Raw genomic sequence first — 22278 nt, forward strand, 5'->3', positions numbered from 1 at the left:
CTTTTATTCCCTCGTTCTGTTGGTTATCACGAGCGCCACCTTCTATTGGGGGGTCACTCTGGTCAGTGTCACTCTCGTCAGTGTCAGGGTCGCGCCACCACAAATGGCGTCTCGAACCAATACTCCTGCAAATTGTCGCCTGCACCGATCCGGTCCACGACCGCAAACAGCCCTGGCGCCTGCAAAGGCGTGAGCACCCCATGCCAGGTGCCACGATGAAAATTCACCGCCTGCCCCGGCTGGGTTTCAAAGGCCAGTGGCAGTCCCGGCTTGCCACCCTCATCCGGAGCGACGATGACCAAGAACCCATGTTCGCTCATCGGGATGAAAGCCTGACTGCCCTCGGGGTGGCGCTCCATCATCGCCAGCGGCATCGGCAAAGCGCGGGGCTCGGCATTGAACAGGCTCAATCCCGCCCGGCCTTCAAAAAACTCCATCTGCGCCCGGTCATGGTATCGACCACAGAGCCCTTGATTGATGATCTTGTCCGGCTGGCCGGAGTCATCCAAGAGATCGCCAAAAGACGCAAAACTCTCAGCGCTCATCGGCTGAATCAGGATCCGGTTCTCAGAGGCGCTCATGCGGGCACCAGATCGCGCAGGCGGAGTTCAGCTATGCGTTCCACCTGGTTGCAAGCCTCGGCAAATTCCACCACGCGGTCATTGCCGATACGGCGCTCAAAGGCCGCCAGGATCGACGCCTTATCATAGTCGCGCACTGCTATGATAAAGGGGAAACCGTGCTTTTCCACGTAGGCGCTGTTGAGTTCGCTAAACCGCGCCCGTTCCGCATCTGTCAGCGCATTTAGGCCCGCACTGGCCTGCTCTGATGTGCTTTCTGCCGTCAACCGCTTGGCCGCAGCCAATTTGCCCGCCAGATCCGGGTGGGCGGTCAAAACGCCAAGGCGTTCCTCCTCGCTGGCGGAGCGGAACATACGACACAGCGCACTATGCACACCCCCTGCGGTGTCATGGGCCGGTCCCAATTCCAACCCATGAGCACGTTCGGCAATCCAGGGAGAATGCTCAAAGATACCCCCAAAAACCTCGACAAAACGCCCGCGCTCCATCTGGCTGGCACGCTCCCGGCGCTGGTGCGGATGCTGCTTGACCCAGTGGTCGGCAATATCGATGCGGCGCGGACACCAAACATGATCAAAGCCCTGGATATACTCCAAGAACTTCTTCAGCCCCGCCGCCTTGCCAGGGCGTCCGATCAGACGGCAATGCAAACCGATGTTCATCATCTTGGGCCTGCCCGCCTCTCCTTCGGCATAAAGCAAATCAAAGGCGTCTTTCAGATACTGAAAGAACTGCTCGCCGGTGATATAGCCGGGCGCTGTGGCAAAGCGCATGTCATTGGCCTCCAGCGTATAGGGGATCACCAGTTGGTCGCGCTCTCCGACCTCCAGCCAATAGGGCAGATCATCATCATAGGTGTCTGACACATAGTCAAAACCACCCTCCTCTGCCACCAGGCGAACGGTATTGCTGCTGCAGCGGCCAGTGTACCAGCCTCTGGGACGTTCACCCACAACCTCTGTATGCAGACGCACGGCCTCAGCAATGGCAGCGCGCTCTTCCGCTTCGGCCATGTCCTTGTGCTCAACCCATTTCAGCCCATGGCTGGCAATTTCCCAACCCGCCGCCTTCATCGCCGCGACCTGATCAGGCGAGCGTGCAAGGGCGGTAGCAACGCCATAAATTGTCAGCGCAATACCGGCTGAGGTAAACATGTCGTGCAGCCGCCAGAACCCCGCCCGCGCACCATATTCATAGATCGATTCCATATTCCAATGCCGCTGCCCTTCCCAGGGCGCGGCGCCGGCAATATCAGACAAGAAGGCCTCAGACCCAGCATCGCCATGCAGGGTGCAGTTCTCACCGCCCTCTTCATAGTTCAGCACGAATTGCACTGCGACGCGCGCGCCTCCCGGCCAGGCGGCATCCGGTGCCTGCGCCCCGTAGCCAATCATATTGCGCGGATATCTGTTCATGCCTTGTGTCTCTTTCCTGGTCTCCCAGCCGCTGCCTCTGATCAAAGCTGCAAAAACGGCCTATTCTCTCTTGCTATTGTAAAAGACGCGGCTTCTTTTTCAAATATTCCCGAATGCACTGTCAAAGCACGGATGTTTGCAGCAAAATCCATAGTCATGCAGGAAAATGCAGCACACATCTGAGGGAGCGCCGCTAAAATGACCGGATATCTGACCACCCATGTTCTGGACACCGCCCTAGGCAGCCCTGCTGCCAACCTGCCCATCACACTCTACCGCCTCGAAGGTGAGACTCGCCACAAATTAGCTCAGATGACCACCAATGCAGATGGGCGCACCGATAGCCCTATCCTGCCTCAGGCAGAGTTCGCCACAGGCAGCTACGAACTGGTCTTTGAGGCTGGCACCTACCTCCGGGCCACTGGGCAGGCCGCAAGGGAGCCGCTGTTTCTCGATCAGGTGCCCATCCGCTTTGGCATCAATGACGCCACGGCCCATTACCACGTACCGCTGCTGCTCTCTCCCTATGGGTATTCCACCTATCGCGGCAGCTGACCTTATCTCAAGGCCCTCTCCGCTTCCGCCAACCTCCCCACCAGCGGGGATTGAGCCGGGTCAAGGGCGGCAAAGCCGCCGGGCGCAGCCCGGCTTGCCCTTGAGGCGGGGCAATCACCGATACAATCGACAGGGCGTCTTCAGGAGGCAGAAAACCTCCTGAAGCGCTTCTCAGCAGTTCATCTTTCCTGTCTCCGCCCGCCGCCTGCCCTTAAAGCCACCGCTCCTAGGCGGCGCAACCGCACCGCGACAGCGGTGCCGGGCCCAAGGCCGGGGCAGGCCCGCCAGGGCCTGTTTCGGGGGCGGGAGCCCCCTCCTTTTAAACTGAAATACTCAGGTCTCTGTTGTGGCCAAAGATCCGACCAGAGTTTCCGCCGCACGCACCGAAGCCCCCATACGCTGGGTCATGAAATCCATAAACAATCGCGTTTTTGGGTCCTGGTGCCGACGATGGGTATACAGACAGGCCATCTGGACCGGCACCGGTGGTGTCTGCTGCGCCACTGCAACCAATGCCCCAGAGGTGAGATGCTCCGCCACTTCAAACACCGGTTTCAGCGCGATGCCCTCCCCAGCCAAGGCCCAATCCGTGAGCACATCACCGTCGTCGCATTCATAGCGCCCAGAAACCGCATAGCGCTTTGGCCCCTGCTCACTTTGTAACATCCACTGGAACTCGCTGGCACCGGGATAACGCAGGTTCAGGCAGTTATGCGCCCCATTCACCAAATCCTCGCCGCAAGCGGGTGCACCATGGCGGGAAATGTAATCCGGCGCAGCGCAGAGCACCCGCTGACACTCGGCAATTTTGCGAATGCGCAGGTTGCTATCTGCAGGCTGACCGAGAAAAAACGCCAGATCCAAGCCCTCGGTGGTTAAATCCACTGTACGGTCCGACAGTCTAAGCCGGATGTTGATCTGCGGGTAGTCGGCCAGAAACGATGGAACGTCGGGCGCGACCAGACGTCGGCCCACCCCCAAAGGTGCGGCCACGAACAGGGTGCCGCGCGGTGTGTCCGTCAGGTGCATCACCTGCGCCTCGGCCTGATCCACCGCCTCCAGCACCGAAACCGCGCCAGAATAAAACGCCTGCCCCTGCTCAGTTGCGGTCAGGTTGCGGGTGGTGCGCTGGAACAGGCGCACCCCGAGGTAATCCTCCAGCTGCGAAATCCGTGCCGAGGTCACCGCCGGAGAGACCCGAAGATCCCGCCCCGCCGCCGACATAGAGCCCAATTCATAAACCCGAACAAATGTTCGGATATTGTCGAGATAAGACATCAGCCCCCCCTGGGTCGCCTCGCAGCATTCTTCTTGTTTTTTTGATACAGTTTGGAAGTTTACTGGAATACCGAATAAAGAAGCGTTTGCCTAGGGTGGCCACGGGGGAAACTGTCAGGAACTCCTGGGCAAACCCGTCCAAATCGCAGCACAATACCACGACGACACCACACAGACGATATGAGGGCACGGCATGTATGAGATTCTAATGATGTGGGATTGGCTCGGCTTTGCCATTCGCTGGCTGCATGTGATCACCGCCATGGCTTGGATTGGCTCCTCCTTCTATTTCATCGCTCTGGATCTGGGGCTGCGCAAAGCCCCGAACCTGCCTCTTGGCGCCCATGGGGAAGAGTGGCAGGTGCACGGCGGCGGCTTTTATCACATCCGCAAATATTTGGTGGCCCCAGCCGAGATGCCCGAACATCTGATCTGGTTCAAATGGGAAAGCTACACCACTTGGCTCTCGGGCTTTGCCCTGTTGATGGTGGTCTATTGGGTCGGTGGGGAACTGTACCTGATAGACCAGACCAAGGCCGAGCTCACCCTTTGGCAAGGCATCGCCATTTCCGCCGCCTCCCTCTCTATCGGCTGGTTGATCTATGATCGCCTATGCAAATCCGGCCTGGCGGCGCGGCCCACCCTGTTGATGGTGTTGTTGTTTTGCCTGCTGGTCGCCATGGGATATGGGCTAAACCAGGTCTTTACCGGCCGCGCCATGATGCTGCACCTGGGCGCATTTACCGCAACTATCATGACCGCAAACGTGTTTTTCATCATCATGCCGAACCAGCGCATCGTGGTGGCGGATCTGCAAGCCGGGCGGACCCCGGACGCAAAATACGGCAAGATCGCCAAGCTCCGCTCGACCCATAACAACTACCTCACTCTGCCGGTGATCTTTTTGATGCTGTCGAACCACTACCCGCTGGCCTTTGCCTCTGAATACAACTGGTTGATCGCTGCACTGGTGTTTCTGATGGGCGTCACCATCCGGCATTATTTCAATACCAAACATGCGGGCACCGGTAATCCAACCTGGACCTGGCTGGCCACCGCGTTGTTGTTCCTTGGCGTGATTTCTCTCTCGACCCTGGGTCTGGAACAGGATGGCGAGGCTGATGAGGACAGTGCCGCACTCACCGGCACGGCCTTGATCATGGCCCAGGCCGAGGGTTTCGAAGAGGTACATGAAATCGTTCTGGGGCGCTGCAGCATGTGCCATGCCCGAGAGCCCTTCTGGGATGGCATCCGCACAGCCCCCAAGGCTGTGTTGCTGGAAACCGAAAGCGATCTGGCCCGTCAGGCCGAAGCAGTGTTCCTGCATGCAGGCCTGACGGATGCCATGCCCCCTGCAAATGTCACCTTTATGGAGCCCGAGGATCGCGCCGCAATCCGCCGCTGGTTCAAAAACGCTCAGATGTAGCCTGGCTGCGCGGCTTCCTGCCCGATCGGGACAACTGCGCTCAAATCCTCCTTGAGGCCACTTTACCTCGCGCCGCTCTGTGCTAGGGTCACAGCGACGTCCCAAGAGGCTGTTCTGCCTGCAGCCATGTGATCGGGACAGCCAATCTGCGCCCGATTTCTGCACGCTGCCCGGAGTGCCCATGTTTTTCAGATCCCCCCTGCGTGCAGTGGTGTTTTGCCTGAGTTTAACCGGGGCAATGCTGCCTGGTTCTGGCCATTCCGCAGAGACCGCACTGTTCGTTCCCGGTGGTCCCGAGAGCTTGTCCGAGCGCCTGCGCGGTGCCTCCAGTGTGCTGGCGGCAGGACAACAAGTTGACGCGCAGGAATTGCTGGCTGCCGCTCTGTCGGATTACAGAACATTGGTGCAGGTTCTCTATGATGCAGGGCATTTTGCGCCGCAGGTGAATATTCGTCTCGATGGGCAAGAGGCGGCGAGTATTCAGCCGCTCAATGCACCGCGCCAGATAAATCAGGTGCGGATCACCGTTGTTCCTGGCCCCAGCTTCCGCTTTACCCGTGCCGAAGTTACGCCCTGGCCGCCCCATAGCGACGTTGAACGCCCCGAGGGCTTTGTCGCGGGGCAACCAGCCACAACCGGGGTGCTGCGCGATGCCGGGGCGGCCGGGCTGCTGGCCTGGCGGCGCGCGGGCTACCCTAAGGCCCGGCTGGCAGGGCAGGCCATCACCGCCAACCATCGCAACAATACGCTGGATGCCCGGCTGACCATGGCCCCTGGGGCACAGCTGCGCTTTGGCACTCTTCAACTGGAAACTCCCAGTGCCGTACGCGCCGAGGCGGTGCAACGCATCGCAGGCCTACCAACGGGTGAGATCTACCACCCTGATCTGTTGTCCAAATCCGCCACCCGCCTGCGCCGCACTGGGGCTTTTTCCACGGTCACGCTAGGCGCCAAGGAGCAGTCCAATCCGGACGGAACTCTGGATTACATTGTCAGAGTCGAAGATATGCCGCCGCGACGTTTGACCTTTGGCGCCGAACTCAGTTCGTCTGACGGGGTGGAGCTTACCGCCACCTGGATGCATCGCAATCTGTTTGGTGGCGCCGAAAAACTGCGCTTTGAAACCCGGCTCAGCGGGCTGGGCAGCAGCAATGACCTTGACGGCCGCATCGCGTTGCGCCTGGATCAACCCGCGACCCTGGGGCCCGACGACAATCTGTTTTACATGGTTGAGGCCGAACGGCTGGACGAAGAACACTACACCGCTACTCAGGGGCTGGGTGGTATCGGTGTGCGGCGGGTCTATTCTGAACATCTGTTTGCAGAAGCGGGCATCGGCTTTAACTCAATCCTGGCAACGGACGCCTTTGGCAAACGGCGTTTCAAATATATCGCAGGTGTCTTGCGGGCCGAATACGACAAACGCAACAGCCGGGTCGATGCCACCCAAGGCTATTTCCTCAACGCCCGTGTGTCTCCCTTTCTGGGGTTGGACAACACCGATGACGGGCTACAAGTCAAACTGGACGGACGGATTTATCATGGTTTAGGCGGCAGTGATCGCCTGGTTCTTGCCGGCCGGGCCCAATTGGGATCGGTCATCGGTCCCTCTCTCAGCAACACGGCCCCTACGATGCTGTTTTTCTCTGGGGGTGCTGGATCTGTGCGAGGACATGAATACCAATCCCTGGGCATTCCAGTGGGCAGCAACTCCGCTGGCGGGCGCGGCTATCTGGCGCTCTCAGGAGAGCTGCGCGGCAAGATTACAGATAAGCTCTCTTTGGTTGGCTTTTTCGACATCGGATATGTGGATAGCGATGCCTTTGTCTCCAGCCGATCCCAGAGCCATTCAGGTGCTGGGTTTGGTCTGCGCTATGACGTCGCCGGGATTGGGCCGCTGCGGGTGGATTTTGCCTATCCGGTGGATGGTGGTACTGAGGATGGATTGCAGTTTTACATCGGCATAGGACAGGCGTTTTGATGAAGTCTCGATCTGCTGTCCTGGCCACTGTGCTGGCCTGTTCCGGGCTTCCAGTGCTTGCACAGGAAGATGTTCAGGAACCGAGTTACCTCGAAAGTTTCCTTGAAGAGACACTCTCGGCAGAGAACCAGTTCATCACGGTAACGGGCCTTTCTGGTGCCTTCTCTTCCCAGGCCCAGATCGACCAGATCACTGTGGCTGATGCAAGTGGCGTCTGGCTACAGCTGCGCGGCGCTGAACTGGACTGGAACCGGTTGGCGCTACTGCGCGGCAATTTGTCGATCAATCACCTGAAGGCTGCCGAAATCACTCTGTTGCGACAGCCCGAGCCCTTGCCTGCGGATCCCAGCCTGCCCCTCCCCGAGGCCACGCCATTTCAATTGCCGGAGTTGCCGGTCTCGGTGGCGCTGGGCGAGATCAGCGTTGCCCGTATCCATCTGGATGAGTCGCTTTTGGGCTTTGCCGCCACATTAAACCTGCAAGGGGATCTGAAACTGGCGGAGGGCAGCCTGGCAACCCAACTCAAAGTGGACCGGCTGGACAGGCCCGGTGATCGCCTGGAGCTGACGGCCGGATACGCCAATGAAAACCGCCAGATCACCCTGGATCTGGCCCTCCAAGAGGCAGCCGGTGGTCTGATCTCCACCGCGCTGGCCCTGCCTGCCGCCCCCAGCCTCGAGCTGACAGTCGCGGGCACCGGCCCGGTAGAGGATTTTACCGCCCAGATGGCCCTTGCCTCCAACGGCGATCAAAGGCTGTCAGGCCGGGTTGAACTGACTGCGCTTTCTGCCCCCGTACAGAGCGCCCCTCCTCAAGGCCAAACACCTGTGGACGCAGACACGGGCATTGGGTTCAGCGCAGACCTTGGCGGCGATATCGACGCATTACTGCTGCCGGACTACCGCCCCTTCTTTGGGCCTGACCTCAAAATGACCCTGCGGGGCAGTACTACGGCTGAGGCCGGGTTCGTGCTGGACAGTTTTGCCCTGCGCAGCCAGGCCCTGCGCCTAACCGGAGCGCTGGCTTTAACCCCCGCGGGTCAACTGGACACCGCCAATATCCGTGCTGCCATCACCCCCCCAGAAGGTCAAGCTGCAGTAATCCTGCCCTTACCTGGCGCAGATACCACATTGGCTGGCACTGAAATTTCGGCGCAAAAAACCAGTGATGGCCCTTGGACCGTGCACGCTGACCTACGCCAGCTCAGCCATCCTGAGGCGCTGATTGAAACCGGTGTCATCACAGCCGAGGGCCTACTGGGGCCCGACAACACTGGGGCACAATGGTTGGACGGAGCCTTTACCGCCAAACTTCAAGGTGTGAAACTGCGCAATCCTGACCTTGCAGAGGCGGTTGGTAGCGAGATTTCCCTAAGCAGCGATCTCACCACCCAAGGGGAAGCATCAGCCTTCTCCTTGCAAAACCTGCTGCTGCAGGGGGAAGACTATCAGGCCAGCGGCGATCTAGGGTTTGAGGGACTCGACAGCGGGCTAAAGGTCACAGCAGATCTGCGCATCGGCGCCGGGAATTTGCAGCGGTTCTCCGCCCTGAGCGGCCAGCCCCTATCCGGGGCAGCCCAAAGCCAACTCACCGGGTCGATCACACCGCTTTCAGGCGCTTTTGACGCAGAGCTCGCACTTCAGGGGCAAGGTGTTTCTGCTGGGATCTCCATCGTTGATGAGTTGACCGAGGGCACTCTCGCGCTGACCTTCAAAGGGGCACGTGGGGCCAATGGGGTGAACATCGAGAAATTTGAACTGCGCGGCGGCCAAATTTCTGCCGAGGCCAGCGGCACCTTGAACAGCCGCGCCGGACAGTTGAGTCTGCGGGCGAACCTGAAAGAGCTCAACCTGTTGGTTCCACAGGTGTCTGGCGCTTTGACGCTGGAAGGCGATATCTCGCGCGCAGGCGACAAGGTGACAGGGCAGCTACAGCTCAAAGGCCCACATGCCTCCTTTGCTCAGGTCGCTGGCAGCGCCCAATTGGGTGGTGCCGCAGATCTCACCTTTGAGGCCACATTGGCTGAAGTGCAGCGCTTTGTGCCCGAGTTGCCAGGGAAATTGACTGCACTGGGTACAGCACAGCGCCGAAATGGGCGCTGGCAGATCAGCAGTGATGCCAAAGCCCCCTCAGGTGCGGAAGCGAGACTTGCTGGCAGTTTTGACGAGACCAGCGGTCTGGCGGATATGACCGCCAAGGGTCAGCTGCGCTTAGAAGGCGCCAATCCCTTTATCACGCCAAACCTGCTGAAAGGCACTGCCCGCTTTGATCTTGCCCTCAAAGGCGCCCCCTCCTTGCAGGCGATCAATGGCAGCATCACCACCAACGGTGCAGCTCTGGCGCTGCCCGCAGCCGCCCAGCGGATCGAGGATATCTCCGCCACCGCCACCTTACAGGAGGCCCGCGCACAGATTGAGCTTACTGCGCGCCCGCGCGACGGCGGCCAGCTGCGCCTCTCCGGCCCGGTTGCGCTCAGTGCCCCTTTTGATGGGGCGCTCAAAATAGGCATCAAGGATATCACCGTCACCGACCACCTAAGCTATGAAACCCTGTTAAACGGCGATCTCAGCTTTACCGGTCCGCTGGCCGGTAATAGTCGCCTCAGCGGACGGATTGATGTGGGCGAGAGCAACATCAACCTCAACACTGCAGGTGGGGCGATTTCTGCCGCGCCGATCCCGCCGATCCTCCACATTGGCGAGTCGGGCCCCGTGCGGCAAACCCGCAGCCGTGCCGGTCTGACCCAGACTGTGGCCAGCGGCGGCTCCAGCTCCAAGATCGGCTTGGATCTGTTGATCGACGCCCCAGACCGTATCTTTGCGCGCGGCCGTGGGCTGAATGCCGAACTGGGCGGCCGCATCCATCTGCGCGGCAGCACTGCGGCACTGGCGCCTTCCGGGCAAATCAGCCTCAAACGGGGTACATTTGACATCCTGGGACGGCGACTGGAACTGGACGAGGGCCGCATCACCCTGCTGGGCGATCTGAAACCCTATCTTGAGTTCCGCTCTTCTGCCGCTACCGCAACCGGGACGGCCACCCTTGAAATCGAAGGTAACGTAGATGCCCCACAGATCAAGGTCAGCTCTGACCCTCCACGCCCCAGTGAAGAGGCTCTGGCCCTGCTCCTGTTTGGTGACAATATCGACGACCTCTCCCCGCTGGCCTTAGCCCGCCTGGCCAAGTCCGCGCTGGATCTTAGTGGGCGGGGCCTGGGCGATCAAAGCCGCCTGCGCAATGCAACCGGCGCCGATAACGCAGAGGTGGGCCTCGACAGTCTTGGCTCGGGGCTATTGGGGCTTGGGGGCTACATCGGAGAGAAGGCCTATACGGATTTCAACGTAAATACCAAAGGCGAGAGCGAGCTGAGCATCAATGTCGACCTCACTGATTCCGTGACCGTGACCGGAACAGTCGACAGCCAGGGCGAAAGCGGCTTTGGTCTGTTTTTCAAACGCGACTACTGATTTTCCCTCCCCGCTAGCTCTGCGCCCCCAGCTCTCCGCCTCTGCGGCGTAATTTCGACACATGTCCTGGCTAATTCAGCAAATGCTTTTCCTATCCGCAGCAGCCGCTTACCCTAAGCGGTAGACTCGAAAGCTGGACAGACCGTATGAATGACCACCCGCAGCAGCAGCGCCTGACTGCCCAGATCAAGAAACGCCTCACCTCCGTGCTGCACCGCGCCCGGTTTCACGCTTCGCTGCGTCATCTCCACGGACCCAAACACCGCATAGCCAGCCCAGATGAGGTGGTCCTGGTCGCTCTGGTGCGTGATGGTGGCTACTATCTGGATTGTTTTTTTGACCATTATCGCCGCCTCGGTGTCGCGCATTTTGTCTTTCTCGACAATGGTTCACACGATGACACCCTGGACAGGTTACGCCAGCAACCGGGCGTCAGCATCCTACAATCGACTCTGCCCTGGGGGGATTATGAAAACGATTTTCGCAGCTATGCCGCCAACCGCTATGCGGCAGATCGCTGGTGTCTCATCGCGGATATGGATGAGATTTTTGATTTTGAAGGCAGTGCGCAGATAGGCCTCGAAGGGTTGACCCGTTACCTTGGGACGCGTGGCTATACTGGGTTGATGGCTCAGATGCTGGAGATGTTCCCAAAGGCTCCTTTGCGTGACACTGCTGCGCTGCCCTATAGCCAGGCACTGGAACAGTTCGACCAGTGCGACATAAGTTCTGTAACGGCCCATGATTACACCAGTCCCGGCTCTGGGCTGGGTTATTTCCTGCGGCAAAACACGACAACGCAGCCCAGTCCACAGGTGCTGTTCGGGGGAATTCGCGGCAAGGTCTTCGGCGAGAACTGCTGCCTCAGCAAACACCCTTTGATCTTTGTCGGTTCCGGAGTGGTACCTGCCAACCATCCCCATGCCTCGACTGGACTAAATCTGGCGCCCATGTCCGCACTGATCAAGCATTACAAATTTGCCAATGATGCCCTGGCGCGGGATCAGGCTTCGGTGGCGGCGGCCTCAATTGCCCATGGCGAAGACCGCCAGCGCCTGTCGATTCTGGCCCAGACCCCGGACCTAAGCCTGTGGTCCCCACAGGCACAGCATTTCCCTGGGATAAGGGCGCTGCAGCAGCAGGGTTTCCTGCTGAGCGATCCCGCCTATAGCTCCTATCTGGCGGATCACAGCAAGGAGGCGAAATGACTAAGCAAAGCGCCCCAAGGATAAATGCCGTGGTGATTGGCCGCAATGAAGGCCCCCGCCTGCTTACCTGCCTGGCCTCTCTGGCCCCTCAGGTCTCGCGCCTTATCTATGTGGACAGTGGCTCAACCGATGGATCACCAGAAGCGGCGCGGGCCCTGGGGGTTGAGCTGGTAGATCTTGATATGACGCGGCCGTTCACTGCCGCCCGCGCCCGCAATGCGGGGTTGCAACGCCTGCATCAGGAAGACGGGTTTGTGCAATTTGTTGATGGCGATTGCGAAGTTGACGCGGGCTGGATTCCCCTGGCCGCGCAGTTCCTGCAACAGCACCCAAAGGTGGCCGTGGTCTGCGGACGTCGCCGCGAGCGCTTCCCCGCGGCCTCCCTCTATAATCAGCTCTGTGATACGGAATGGGACACGCCCATCGGCGAGGCCAAGGCCTGCGGCGGGGACGCGCTGATGCGACTGGAGGCTTTGCGTGCGGTAAAGGGCTATCGGGCTGACCTGATCGCAGGCGAAGAGCCTGAAATGTGCCTGCGTCTGCGCCAAAAAGGTTGGAAAATCTGGCGGATTGAGGCGGAGATGACCCTGCATGACGCCCAAATGACCCGTTTTGGCCAATGGTGGAAACGTAGCCGCCGCGCTGGCTATGCCTTTGCCCAGGGCGCAGCCCTGCACGGGGCCCCACCTGAACGCCATTGGGTGTCCGAAACCCGGCGTGCGCTGATTTGGGGCGGGGTTTTGCCACTATTTGTGCTGCTTTCAATGCTGGTGATCACGCCCTGGATGGGGCTGGCAGCAGCGATTTACCCCCTACAGTTGTTGCGCCTGACAGCACGCATGGGGCTGCGCCCTGCCTGGTTTTCCTTGCTTGGGAAATTTGCCGAATGCACGGGCGTTCTGGAGTTCGGCTGGAACCAACTACGCGGCAGAAATCGCAAAATTATTGAGTATAAATAGGCCGTTTGCGGCGCGTTCTTTCGGTCTGCTTTCTATACAAGCCGTGGAATATGGCGCTTCAGTGCCGGCGCCGGTGGCTAGAGCCGCCAGGGGCAGGTCTCAGGACCGGTTGCGCAGCGCTTTCCATATCTGGCCAGGAAGAATGGCAAAGCACTTGGCATAGCGCGGCACCATTCGTGCCGGGCTGCTCAAGGCGCGCCAGAGCCATTCCATAGCGATCTGACGCACCCAGTGGGGCGCGCGGGTCTGATGGCCGCCCAGGAAATCCAGCCCCGCGCCGACCGAAGCAAAGCCAACCAGCGGCGCTGCACTGCGACCACGATGGGCCAGGCTCTCTTGCTTGGGTGCGCCCAGGGCTAGAAAGCAAAGCCGGATGCCTTTGCTGTTCAAAGTACCAAGGATCTCCCCCGCTTCGTCTCCCTGCGGGTCAAACACCCCGGAGGGCGCATAGCACCAGGCCAGATCCAGAGCTGGCACCTGAGCTTCCAGATGAGCCTTGGCATCCTTGAGGGCCACGTCGGTGCTGCCCACCAAGGCCACGGGCACCCCGGCGGCCGCGGCCAGACGGCAGAGCGGCAGCACCATATCGGAGCCTGGCATCAGCTCAACCGGTCGGTTTGCCAGTTGCGAAAGCCAGACAATTGGCCGCCCATCCGCCACCACCAAATCCTGCCCCAGGTAGGCATCCAGGAAATCAGCTGACTGGGCCAGTTTGACCAGGTGATCCAGGTTCACCGTCGCCAATGAGAAGCCTTCCCCCTCAGCGAACCGGCGCAGAACCTCGCTCTCCAACGCGGCGCGCGTCGGTACGTTCACTGTGATCCGCTGGCCTTGAAATTCAAAAAACACCTGTTCACTCCTGCGCTGAGCCCAAAACCGCGAGCGGCCATTTTCCAAGCAGCGCTGCGCAAATACCGCGCAAAAGGCTTTGGCTCAAGTCACTCTAGCAGAACTGGCTGAATATGGCCTTTCGCTCTTCCCGTCCTATCCTTTTGGATATGATCAGCGCGAAATCCACCGCGACAATCACAGGTTGCTGTTTTATCTTGGGCCTAATCCGCAGGCTCAAGCCCCTCTTGGCCATCAGCCCGTCATCAAATGCCCATCGCCCTGCCGCAATTGGAGACTATTTCGATTTCATGCCTAACGCACTTGCCTCTTTGATGCTGCTGCTCTGGCCTCTGGTCAGCCTGGTGCTGTTCCGGCGTCTCCCGCTGGAACGGGCCATATTGTGGTGTATTTTGGCAGGCTATATGATCCTGCCTCCGGTGGCTGAGTTCGACCTCCCACTGGTGCCGGACATGGATAAATTCACCATTCCTTCCATCATGGCCTTTGTACTTTGCGTAGGTCTGTTGAGAAAAAAAGTCCCACTCTTACCGCGCCACCCACTGGCTAAGGTTCTAACGCTGCTTTTTGTCCTAGCGGTTATTCCAACGGTAATGACAAATGGCGACCCAGTGATTTTTGAGGTTCTGGCGGATGCCGATCCGATCGTCTTTATCACCGATATGCTGCCTGGGCTCAGGTGGCGCGACCTTGGCTCGGTGATGATCAATCAGGTGATCATTCTGATGCCTTTCTTGTTGGCGAGACGCTACCTTTCCTCGCCTGAGGGGCAAAAAGAACTGCTGCTGGCCTTCTGCATTGCCGGGCTTGCTTATTCGATCCCCTCGTTGTTTGAGATCCGGTTCAGCCCCCAGATCAACACCACCATCTATGGCTTCTTCCAGCATGATTTCTCGCAGACCATGCGCCAGGGTGGCTTTCGCCCCATTGTCTTTATGCCCCATTCGCTCTGGCTCGCCGTGTTTATGTTCTCGGCCCTGCTGGCCACCACCGCGCTGGCACGAGCGGCCCAGGAAAAGAGGCGTCTGAACCTCGCTTTGGCGGCGGCCTATCTCTTTGTTGTACTGGTGCTGTGCAAAAGCTTTGCTTCGCTGGCCTATGGCTTGAGCTTTGTGCCGCTGGTGGCCCTAGCCTCACCGCGCTGGCAAATTCGGGTCGCCATCGTTTTGGCCTCGATCGCAATCACCTACCCGATGCTGCGCAATCTGGACTTGTTTCCCACCGAGGCTATCCTGGCCCAGGCCGAGGCGATCAGTGCCGAGCGGGCCCAATCCCTCGGGTATCGTTTTGACAACGAAGCCATGATGTTGGGCCGCGCCGCGGAAAAACCCTGGTTTGGCTGGGGCGGCTGGGGTCGCAATCTGGTGCGCGAGCTGGAAACTGGCGCCATTCTCTCGATCCCGGATGGACATTGGATCCTGGTCTTTGGCACCCTGGGCTGGCTGGGCTATCTGGCGGAGATGGGGCTGTTGTCGCTGTCGATCTTCCTGCTGGGCATCGAGATCCACCGCCGCGGCACCAAGGAGATCTCCCCCTATGCAACGCCCATCGCGCTGATCCTGGCCGCGACCATGGTGGATATGATGCTCAATGATACCCTGGTGCCGATGACCTGGCTCTGCGTTGGGTCGGTTCTGGGCTATGCTGAACGGCTGCGATATCCCGGCCTGTTTGAGGCACGCCGCCCCCTGTTTGAAGGCAGGCAAGTCCTGATGCCGCAACCCCTGTCCCTGAAACCACCCCGTCATATATGATAACCATGCCTTATTGTTTCCGCTTTTATACCCGTTTTCAACATCAAGCCTTCACAGCATTGCCGCAGTGAAGAACCATTTTCGCCTTGGGTAAGAAGGATTCGTAACCGCCCGGCAGAACAACTGGCAAAGGCCAGCAGATCCGCCAGAGATTGCGCCCCTGACCACCCAATAAACAATCGCCTCTCCTGGGGCACCGGGCTCCGCTTTTTCGGCACAGTGGAGCAGTCCGGCAGGGGAGACATCTTAGGTTTGCCGAGAGTAAAGGTCGGTGTTTTTCGTGGCAAAGACAGCAGATCAGCGTTCCGTCTCTCCCCATTACAGCGGGGATATCGCCATTGTTGGCATGTCGGTCAATGTGCCGGGTGCCGAAGGGGTCGAGACCTATTGGAACAACCTGCGTGCGGGCATTGAATCCATCGTGCCGCTCGAGCGCGAGGCCCTGCTCGAGGCCGGCGTTTCTGCTGCCACCCTGGCTGATCCCAACTATGTCCCCCATGCCGCCCTGCTCGACGGCTTTGCCGATTTTGACGCCGAGTTCTTTGGCTTCAGCCCCAAAGAAGCTGCCATTCTGGACCCGCAACACCGCAAGTTCCTAGAAGTGGCCTGGGGAGCGATGGAAAACGCTGCCCATCCGCCTGAAAGTTTGAAAGAACCCATCGGGGTCTATGCCGGCTGCGGCATGGGCAGCTATTTTTACTTCAATATCTGTTCCAATCCCGGTCTGGTGGATGAGGTGGGTATGTTCCTGCTGCGTCATACCGGAAACGACAAGGACTTTCTCACCACACGCGTCAGCCATGTCTTTGATCTCAAAGGGCCCTCAGTCAATATTCAAACCGCCTGCTCCACCTCCCTGGTGGCAGTACACTATGCCTGCAAAGCGCTGCGCAGCGGCGAATGTGGTATGGCCCTGGCCGGTGGTGTGACCATCGATATGCCGCAGGGCCGCGGGTATCTTTACAAAGAAAACGAGATTCTTAGCCCGGATGGCCATTGTCACGCCTTTGACCATCGCGCTCAGGGCACTGTTTTTGGCTCAGGCGCTGGTGCTGTTGCCCTGCGTCGGCTCGAGGATGCGCAAGCCGATGGCGATCACATCTGGGCCGTAATCAAGGGCTCTGCCATCAACAATGATGGCGCTGACAAGGCCGGCTATCTGGCGCCTTCGGTCGGCGGTCAGGCTGCGGCTATTCGCAGCGCGCTGACAGAGGCCGATATTTCTGCCGACACAATTGACTACGTTGAATGCCATGGGACCGGCACCTATCTGGGCGACCCGATTGAGGTCTCCGCCCTGACAGAAGCCTATCGCGACAGCACCGAGGAGACCGGCTATTGTCGCATCGGCTCGGTGAAAACCAACATCGGCCATTTGGATACAGCTGCAGGCATTGCCGGTCTGGTCAAAACTTCGCTGGGGCTGAAGCATCGCGAAATCCCGCCTTCGCTGGGCTATGAGGCCCCCAATCCTGCCATCGATTTTGACAGCTCCCCCTTCAAGGTGAATGACCAGCTCGCCCCCTGGACCTCACACAGCGGTCCACGCCGCGCCGGGATCAACGCGCTGGGGGTAGGGGGCACCAATGCCCATGCCATTCTGGAAGAGGCCCCTGAACGCGGCCCTTCCGAAGAAAGCGATTTCCCCTTTCATGTGCTGTGCCTGTCTGGGCAGTCGAGATCCGCTCTCAACGCCAATGGTGCAGCCCTGGCGGACTATCTGGACGCCAACCCAGATGTGGATCTGGCAGATGTCGCCTTTACCCTGAAACAGGGCCGCCGTGGCTTTGCTAAACGCCGGGTGCTGGTGGCAGAAACCGCAGCCGAGGCTGCCGCATTGCTGCGCGCCGGGGATCCACGCCAGGTCTTTGACCATGAGTGCTTGGGCGATGCGCCAGAAGTGGTGTTCTCCTTCCCTGGGGGTGGTGCGCAATATGCGGGCATGGCGCGCGATCTCTACGAGACCGAACCCGTCTTTGCCGATTGGATGGACCGGGGGCTGGAGCATCTGCAACCGCAGCTGGACTTTGACATCCGCGCGCTGTGGCTACCCGAGGACGGTGAGGAGGCCACGGCCAATGCCCAGCTGCAACGCCCCTCGGCGCAGTTGCCGTTGATCATGATGGTTGAATATGCACTGGCGCAGCTCTGGATCAGCTGGGGCATTCGCCCCTCGGCGCTTGTGGGCCACTCCATGGGGGAAAACACTGCGGCCTGTTTGGCTGGGGTTATTTCCTTTGAGGACTGCATTGATCTGGTGCTGCTGCGCGGACGCCTGTTTGATCAGGTGCCCGCTGGCGGAATGTTGTCGATCGCCCTGCCACTGGCCGAGGTTCAGGCGCTGATTGGGGAAGAACTGGACATTGCCAGCGTCAATGCCCCCAGCCTTACAGCCGTTTCTGGACCGCAAGCCGCGCTGGACGCTCTGGCCACACAGCTCGCCGCGCGAGAGGTGGATTTCCAGCGTATCCAGATTGATATCGCGGCGCATTCGCGCATGCTGGATGGTATACTTGCAGAGTATCGCGCCTTCCTCGCCGGGCTGAACCTGGCGGCGCCACAGCTATCAGTGATTTCCAACCGGACCGGCCAGCCCCTGACTGCAGAGCAGGCTACCGATCCGGACTACTGGGTGGGCCAGCTGCGCAATACAGTGATGTTCGCCGATTGCATCACAACCCTCGCTGCCACCCCAGGTCGGGTGTTCTTAGAGGTTGGCCCCGGCAAAGCGCTTAGCGCGCTGACGCAAATGTCCCCAGCGGTAGAGCCCAATCAGGTGCTCAGTGCCCTACGCCACCCAGATCAAGATATCATGGACGACGCCTATTTCTTTGGCGTCATTGGCCGGCTTTGGTCTTGTGGCGTCGAGGCAGACTGGGATCAGATCTGGGGCGAGGCCAAGCGCCATCGCCTGCCCCTGCCCGGCTACCAGTTCCAAAGGAGCCGCTATTTCATCGCGCCGGGTACGCAACAGCACCAGGAAAACGCACCGCTGCCCCGGCGCCATGACAGCCTGGACGACTGGGGATATCGCCCCGCCTGGCGCCCTCGCCTAGCCGATTGCCCCCTGGATGTTGAGGCGGAACTGGCGGAGGCCCCGCAGAACTGGCTCATCTTTGCTGACGCCTGCGGGCAGGCTATCGGCTGTGCCACCCGGCTGCGCGCAGCAGGCCATCGGGTCAGCCTGGTTCACCCTGGGGATACCTACGCTAAACTTTCTCAGGACGACTATGTCCTGCCTCCTGAACAGGGACGGTTTGGCTATGGGGCTCTGCTCGCCGATCTGGCAGAAGCCGAAGCCCTGCCCCATCGCATTGGGCATTTCTGGCTTGTCACCGGCCCGCAAGAGACCTTCCGCCCCGGCTCCTCCTTCTTTGACCGCAATCTAGAAATGGGCTTTGCTTCCCTGACGTGCTTGGCCCAAGAGCTGGGAAGTCTGGACCTGGATCATGCTATCCATCTGACGGTCTTCACCACCGGTGCGACACAGGTCGCCTCAGAAGCCCTCCCCGATCCGGAGAAAGCGATGATTGCCGGACCGGCCGGGGTCATCCCGCGTGAATTCCCCCTGTTCACCTGCGCCACGGTGGATATCGAATTGCCCCAACAACCCGGGTTTATCGCCTCTTTGCGCGGTGCCGCGCCCAGCGATCTGACATCGCAGCTGCTGGAAGAGCTCATGGCCGAACCTGCGAATACTGTTGTGGCCTGGCGGGGTGACAGGCGGCTGGAACAGAGCTGGCGCAGCCTCTCCCTACCGGAGCAGGCGAAAGAAACGGTCCCAAATCAGCCGGTAACGGATCTTCCCGCGTTCAGACCTGGCGGCCACTATCTGATAACGGGTGGTTTTGGCGGCATTGGCCTCGCCACGGCAGCGCATCTGATGCGCCACTACGATGCCAAGGTGAGCCTGGTGTCACGTCAGGGCCTTCCCCCGCGCACAGACTGGTCGCGCTATCTGGCCACGCATAGCCCTGCCAATCGCACCGCCCAGCGGATCCGCGCCATGCAGGAATTGGACGAGATAGGCACTGGCGCGGTGCTGCCTCTTGCCGCTGATATCTGCAACAGCACCGAGATGCGCGCAGCCCTAAACCAGGCCGAAGCCGAGTTTGGAGCCGTCAACGGGGTGATTCACGGAGCCGGTGTCATTGACGACGGACCAATCCTTGCCAAATCCGAAGCCCAGATCGCGCAGGTTCTGGCCCCCAAGGTCACCGGGCTGCGGGTCCTGCATGATCTGTTCCCAGACGGTAGCCTGGATTTGATGGTGTTGTTTTCCTCCTCTTCGACAGTGACACGGCCTGCGGGGCAAATTGACTATGTCGCCGCCAATGAATATCTGAACGCCTATGCTGCCCACCGCCTGGGCGATCAAACCCATGTCGTCGCGATTGACTGGGGCGTCTGGGCCGATACCGGCATGGCCGCCGAAGCCATGGCCGCGCGGCAGGGCAGTGCCACGCCGAGCCCCCGTCAAAGCTGCCCTCAGCCTCTTTTGGATGAGACCGGGTTTGATGCCTTTGGCAATCCGATTTTCGCCAGCGCGCTGGATACCGAACAGTCCTGGCTGGTAAAGGAGCATCGCACCAAGGACGGCACCTCGTTGGTTCCCGGCACGGGCTATATCGAATGGATTGCCGAGAGCCTTGCCGCGCAGGATCTCAAAGCGCCCTTTGAAATCAAAGATCTCTACTTTCTGCGCCCCCTTGTGGTGGATCCATCTGCCCCGCGTGAGGTCCTGTTGCGGCTGGTTGCGCAGGATGCGGGTTACTCATTTTCCACCCATAGCAGCCTCAACACCGGAGGATATGCTCTTAACGCTGAAGCAAACATCGCACTGCTGCCCAGTGCGAAGGCGCCACCAGCGCTGGATCTGACCACTATCACGTCTCGCTGCCCGCAGGTGAAAAGCGCCACAGACGATCACAGCCTGCAGTCGCCCCAAGAGGTTCATCTTAACTTTGGCCCCCGCTGGCAGGTTCTGCACCAAATGGCATTGGGTACCCATGAAGGCCTGGCGCAACTGCGCCTCCCCGAGGCCGCTCAGGGCGATGGTTGCCTGCTGCATCCGGGTCTGATGGATTTGGCGACTGGCTGGGCCATCTCGCTTGCGCCGGGCTATACCGGCACTGACCTCTGGGTCCCGCTGGGATATGACAGTATCCTGGTGCTGGCACCTTTAACCGCAGAGATTTACAGCCATATGCGGCTCTGCCCAGGTGCCACGGCGCAAAGCGCCAGTTTTGATGTCACCCTCACTGACACGACAGGTCGGGTGCTGGTTGAGATCAAAGGCTTCCAGATGACCCGGCTGGCGGCTGGGTTTGAAGCCACGCCAGATCAAAACCCTGCGGATCACAGCAGCGAAGCGCTGGGGCTTGCGGCCAGTGCTGCGCCGCAACCGCTGTCCGAAGACGAACGCCGCCTGCAGCTTAATATTGCCAATGGCATTCGCGCGACTGAGGGACCAGAGGCGCTGGTCCGAGCGATTAGCACTGGGCGCGCGCAGATCGTGGTCTCCTCGCTGGATCTGCCGATGTTGATTGATCAGACGGCGCAGGCCAGTGCAGGCGCAGCTGTGGAGGAAAGCCAGAGCTTTGAACGGCCACAGCTCGATACGGACTATGTCGCGCCCTCCAATCCGGTGGAAGAGCAGCTGGCCCTACTGTTCCAAAGTCTGCTGGGGGTTTCGCAGGTCGGTGTGGAGGACAGCTTCTTTGATCTGGGCGGTCATTCGCTGATTGCGGTGCGCCTCTTTGCGCAGATCAAACGCCACTATGACCTGGATCTGCCGCTGGCGACCCTGTTTGAGGCCCCCAGCGTTGCCGCTTTGGCCCGGTTACTGATCCAGCGCGGGGCGGGCAGCCAAGACGCCAGTGCAGATACTGCATCCCAATCCGACCAAGCTGCCCCGCCGACCTTTACGCATCTGGTGATGCTGCACCCCGGCCCCGGAACCGATGCCGCGCCTGTCTTTGTGGTCGCCGGTATGTTTGGCAATGTTTTGAACCTGCGCCATCTCGCCCAGGAACTCGGCGGGGAGCGCCCAGTCTATGGGCTCCAGGCGCGGGGTCTGATTGGCGGTGATGACCCCCATATCAGTATTGCCCAGGCCGCTACGGACTATCTGTTAGAAATCAAACAGGTCCAACCCCATGGCCCCTATCTGCTGGGGGGCTTTTCGGGCGGTGGTATCACTGCCTACGAGATGGCCCAACAATTGCACCGCGCGGGCGAAGAGACCGCCGCATTGGTTCTGCTCGACACCCCATTGCCGGTGCGCCCGGCACTCAAGTCAATCGACAAGGTTCTGATCAAACTGCAGGAACTGCGCCGCAAGGGGCCCGGCTATCTGCTGGAATGGGCCAAGAACCGCATCCTCTGGGAGATCACCAAACGGCGTCAGCCCCCGGCGGAAACAGGCCAGGCCCCCGCCTTCAACAACCGCAAGATCGAGCTGGCCTTCCGCCAAGCCGTCGGGAGCTACGCAGTGCAGCCCTGGAAGGGCCCGCTGACCCTGCTGCGCCCGCCACTGGATCGCCATTGGAAGGTCTCTGGTGGCAACTGGGTGAGTTCCGAGCGAGAGTATGTCTTTGCCGACAATGATTGGACAGGCTGGGCTCACGGTCTGGAGGTTATCGAAGTGCCCGGCGATCATGACAGCATGGTCTTGGTGCCCAATGTCTCTACTCTGGCGGCGGCGCTGAAGCCAAGGCTGGCTGCTGCACCGACCCCGACCTCCTCGGAGTCCGCACCACAGCAGGCCGGGGCGCAGTCGCCCTACGCCCGAGCCGCGGAGTAA

At 60.0% G+C, this 22278-nt stretch carries 12 protein-coding genes; 8 read left to right on the forward strand and 4 right to left on the reverse strand.

The features are described 5' to 3' along the window. Positions 1 to 83 precede the first annotated feature (83 nt). Entirely contained in the window at positions 84 to 581 is a 498-nt protein-coding gene (locus tag MED193_RS09045) for an ureidoglycolate lyase (RefSeq protein ID WP_009809398.1), read from the reverse strand. Next, positions 578 to 1996: an allantoinase PuuE gene (puuE, locus tag MED193_RS09050; RefSeq protein ID WP_009809399.1), complete on the reverse strand. Its 1419-nt coding sequence runs from the start codon at positions 1994 to 1996 to the stop codon at positions 578 to 580. Before puuE ends, MED193_RS09045 begins: the two co-directional genes overlap by 4 nt. A 198-nt stretch (positions 1997 to 2194) precedes the next feature. Here puuE and uraH point away from each other — a divergent pair, with 198 nt between their 5' ends. Beyond that, positions 2195 to 2551: a hydroxyisourate hydrolase gene (gene uraH / locus MED193_RS09055; protein WP_009809400.1), complete on the forward strand. Its 357-nt coding sequence runs from the start codon at positions 2195 to 2197 to the stop codon at positions 2549 to 2551. A gap of 333 nt (positions 2552 to 2884) precedes the next feature. Here the strand turns inward: uraH and MED193_RS09060 are convergent, their stop codons facing one another. Then, positions 2885 to 3829: a LysR family transcriptional regulator gene (locus tag MED193_RS09060; protein WP_009809401.1), complete on the reverse strand. Its 945-nt coding sequence runs from the start codon at positions 3827 to 3829 to the stop codon at positions 2885 to 2887. A 193-nt stretch (positions 3830 to 4022) separates the two neighbouring features. Here MED193_RS09060 and MED193_RS09065 point away from each other — a divergent pair, with 193 nt between their 5' ends. The 5 genes from MED193_RS09065 (at position 4023) to MED193_RS09085 (ending at position 12870) form a co-directional block, all read left to right on the forward strand. After that, positions 4023 to 5255 carry a urate hydroxylase PuuD gene (locus MED193_RS09065; RefSeq protein ID WP_009809402.1) on the forward strand — a complete coding sequence of 411 codons (1233 nt, stop codon included), beginning with the start codon at positions 4023 to 4025 and terminating at the stop codon, positions 5253 to 5255. A 181-nt stretch (positions 5256 to 5436) separates the two neighbouring features. Further along, positions 5437 to 7236 carry an autotransporter assembly complex family protein gene (locus MED193_RS09070; protein WP_009809403.1) on the forward strand — a complete coding sequence of 600 codons (1800 nt, stop codon included), beginning with the start codon at positions 5437 to 5439 and terminating at the stop codon, positions 7234 to 7236. Then, positions 7236 to 10703, forward strand: a complete 3468-nt coding sequence (locus MED193_RS09075; protein WP_009809404.1) for a translocation/assembly module TamB domain-containing protein — start codon at positions 7236 to 7238, stop codon at positions 10701 to 10703. The genes MED193_RS09070 and MED193_RS09075 overlap by 1 nt, the downstream gene beginning before the upstream one ends. 146 nt (positions 10704 to 10849) lie before the next feature. Continuing rightward, on the forward strand, positions 10850 to 11911 hold the full coding sequence (locus tag MED193_RS09080; protein ID WP_009809405.1) for a glycosyltransferase family 2 protein: 1062 nt from the start codon (positions 10850 to 10852) through the stop codon (positions 11909 to 11911). Next, positions 11908 to 12870, forward strand: coding sequence for a glycosyltransferase family 2 protein (locus tag MED193_RS09085; protein WP_009809406.1), 963 nt, complete (start codon positions 11908 to 11910; stop codon positions 12868 to 12870). Before MED193_RS09080 ends, MED193_RS09085 begins: the two co-directional genes overlap by 4 nt. A gap of 99 nt (positions 12871 to 12969) precedes the next feature. Here MED193_RS09085 and MED193_RS09090 read toward each other — a convergent pair whose 3' ends face one another. Then, complete coding sequence (locus MED193_RS09090) at positions 12970 to 13719, reverse strand: WecB/TagA/CpsF family glycosyltransferase (protein WP_039966070.1); 750 nt, start codon at positions 13717 to 13719, stop codon at positions 12970 to 12972. Between the two features lie 290 nt (positions 13720 to 14009). On the opposite strand from MED193_RS09090, the gene MED193_RS09095 reads away from it, so the two are divergent. Together MED193_RS09095 and MED193_RS09100 are read left to right on the forward strand one after the other, a co-directional pair. Beyond that, entirely contained in the window at positions 14010 to 15473 is a 1464-nt protein-coding gene (locus MED193_RS09095) for a membrane protein (RefSeq protein ID WP_039966787.1), read from the forward strand. 280 nt (positions 15474 to 15753) lie between these two features. Continuing rightward, complete coding sequence (locus tag MED193_RS09100; RefSeq protein WP_302621668.1) at positions 15754 to 22278, forward strand: type I polyketide synthase; 6525 nt, start codon at positions 15754 to 15756, stop codon at positions 22276 to 22278.

It is taken from the genome of Roseobacter sp. MED193 (assembly GCF_000152965.1).
Taxonomy (GTDB): Bacteria; Pseudomonadota; Alphaproteobacteria; order Rhodobacterales; family Rhodobacteraceae; genus Pseudophaeobacter.

Coding starts and splice junctions, on each gene's coding strand:
- puuE (WP_009809399.1), bottom strand. CDS start 1,996: ATGAACAGATATCCGCGCAATATGATTGGCTACGGGGCGCAGGCACCG.
- MED193_RS09085 (WP_009809406.1), top strand. CDS start 11,908: ATGACTAAGCAAAGCGCCCCAAGGATAAATGCCGTGGTGATTGGCCGC.
- MED193_RS09065 (WP_009809402.1), top strand. CDS start 4,023: ATGTATGAGATTCTAATGATGTGGGATTGGCTCGGCTTTGCCATTCGC.
- MED193_RS09080 (WP_009809405.1), top strand. CDS start 10,850: ATGAATGACCACCCGCAGCAGCAGCGCCTGACTGCCCAGATCAAGAAA.
- MED193_RS09095 (WP_039966787.1), top strand. CDS start 14,010: ATGCCTAACGCACTTGCCTCTTTGATGCTGCTGCTCTGGCCTCTGGTC.
- MED193_RS09075 (WP_009809404.1), top strand. CDS start 7,236: ATGAAGTCTCGATCTGCTGTCCTGGCCACTGTGCTGGCCTGTTCCGGG.
- MED193_RS09045 (WP_009809398.1), bottom strand. CDS start 581: ATGAGCGCCTCTGAGAACCGGATCCTGATTCAGCCGATGAGCGCTGAG.
- uraH (WP_009809400.1), top strand. CDS start 2,195: ATGACCGGATATCTGACCACCCATGTTCTGGACACCGCCCTAGGCAGC.
- MED193_RS09060 (WP_009809401.1), bottom strand. CDS start 3,829: ATGTCTTATCTCGACAATATCCGAACATTTGTTCGGGTTTATGAATTG.
- MED193_RS09070 (WP_009809403.1), top strand. CDS start 5,437: ATGTTTTTCAGATCCCCCCTGCGTGCAGTGGTGTTTTGCCTGAGTTTA.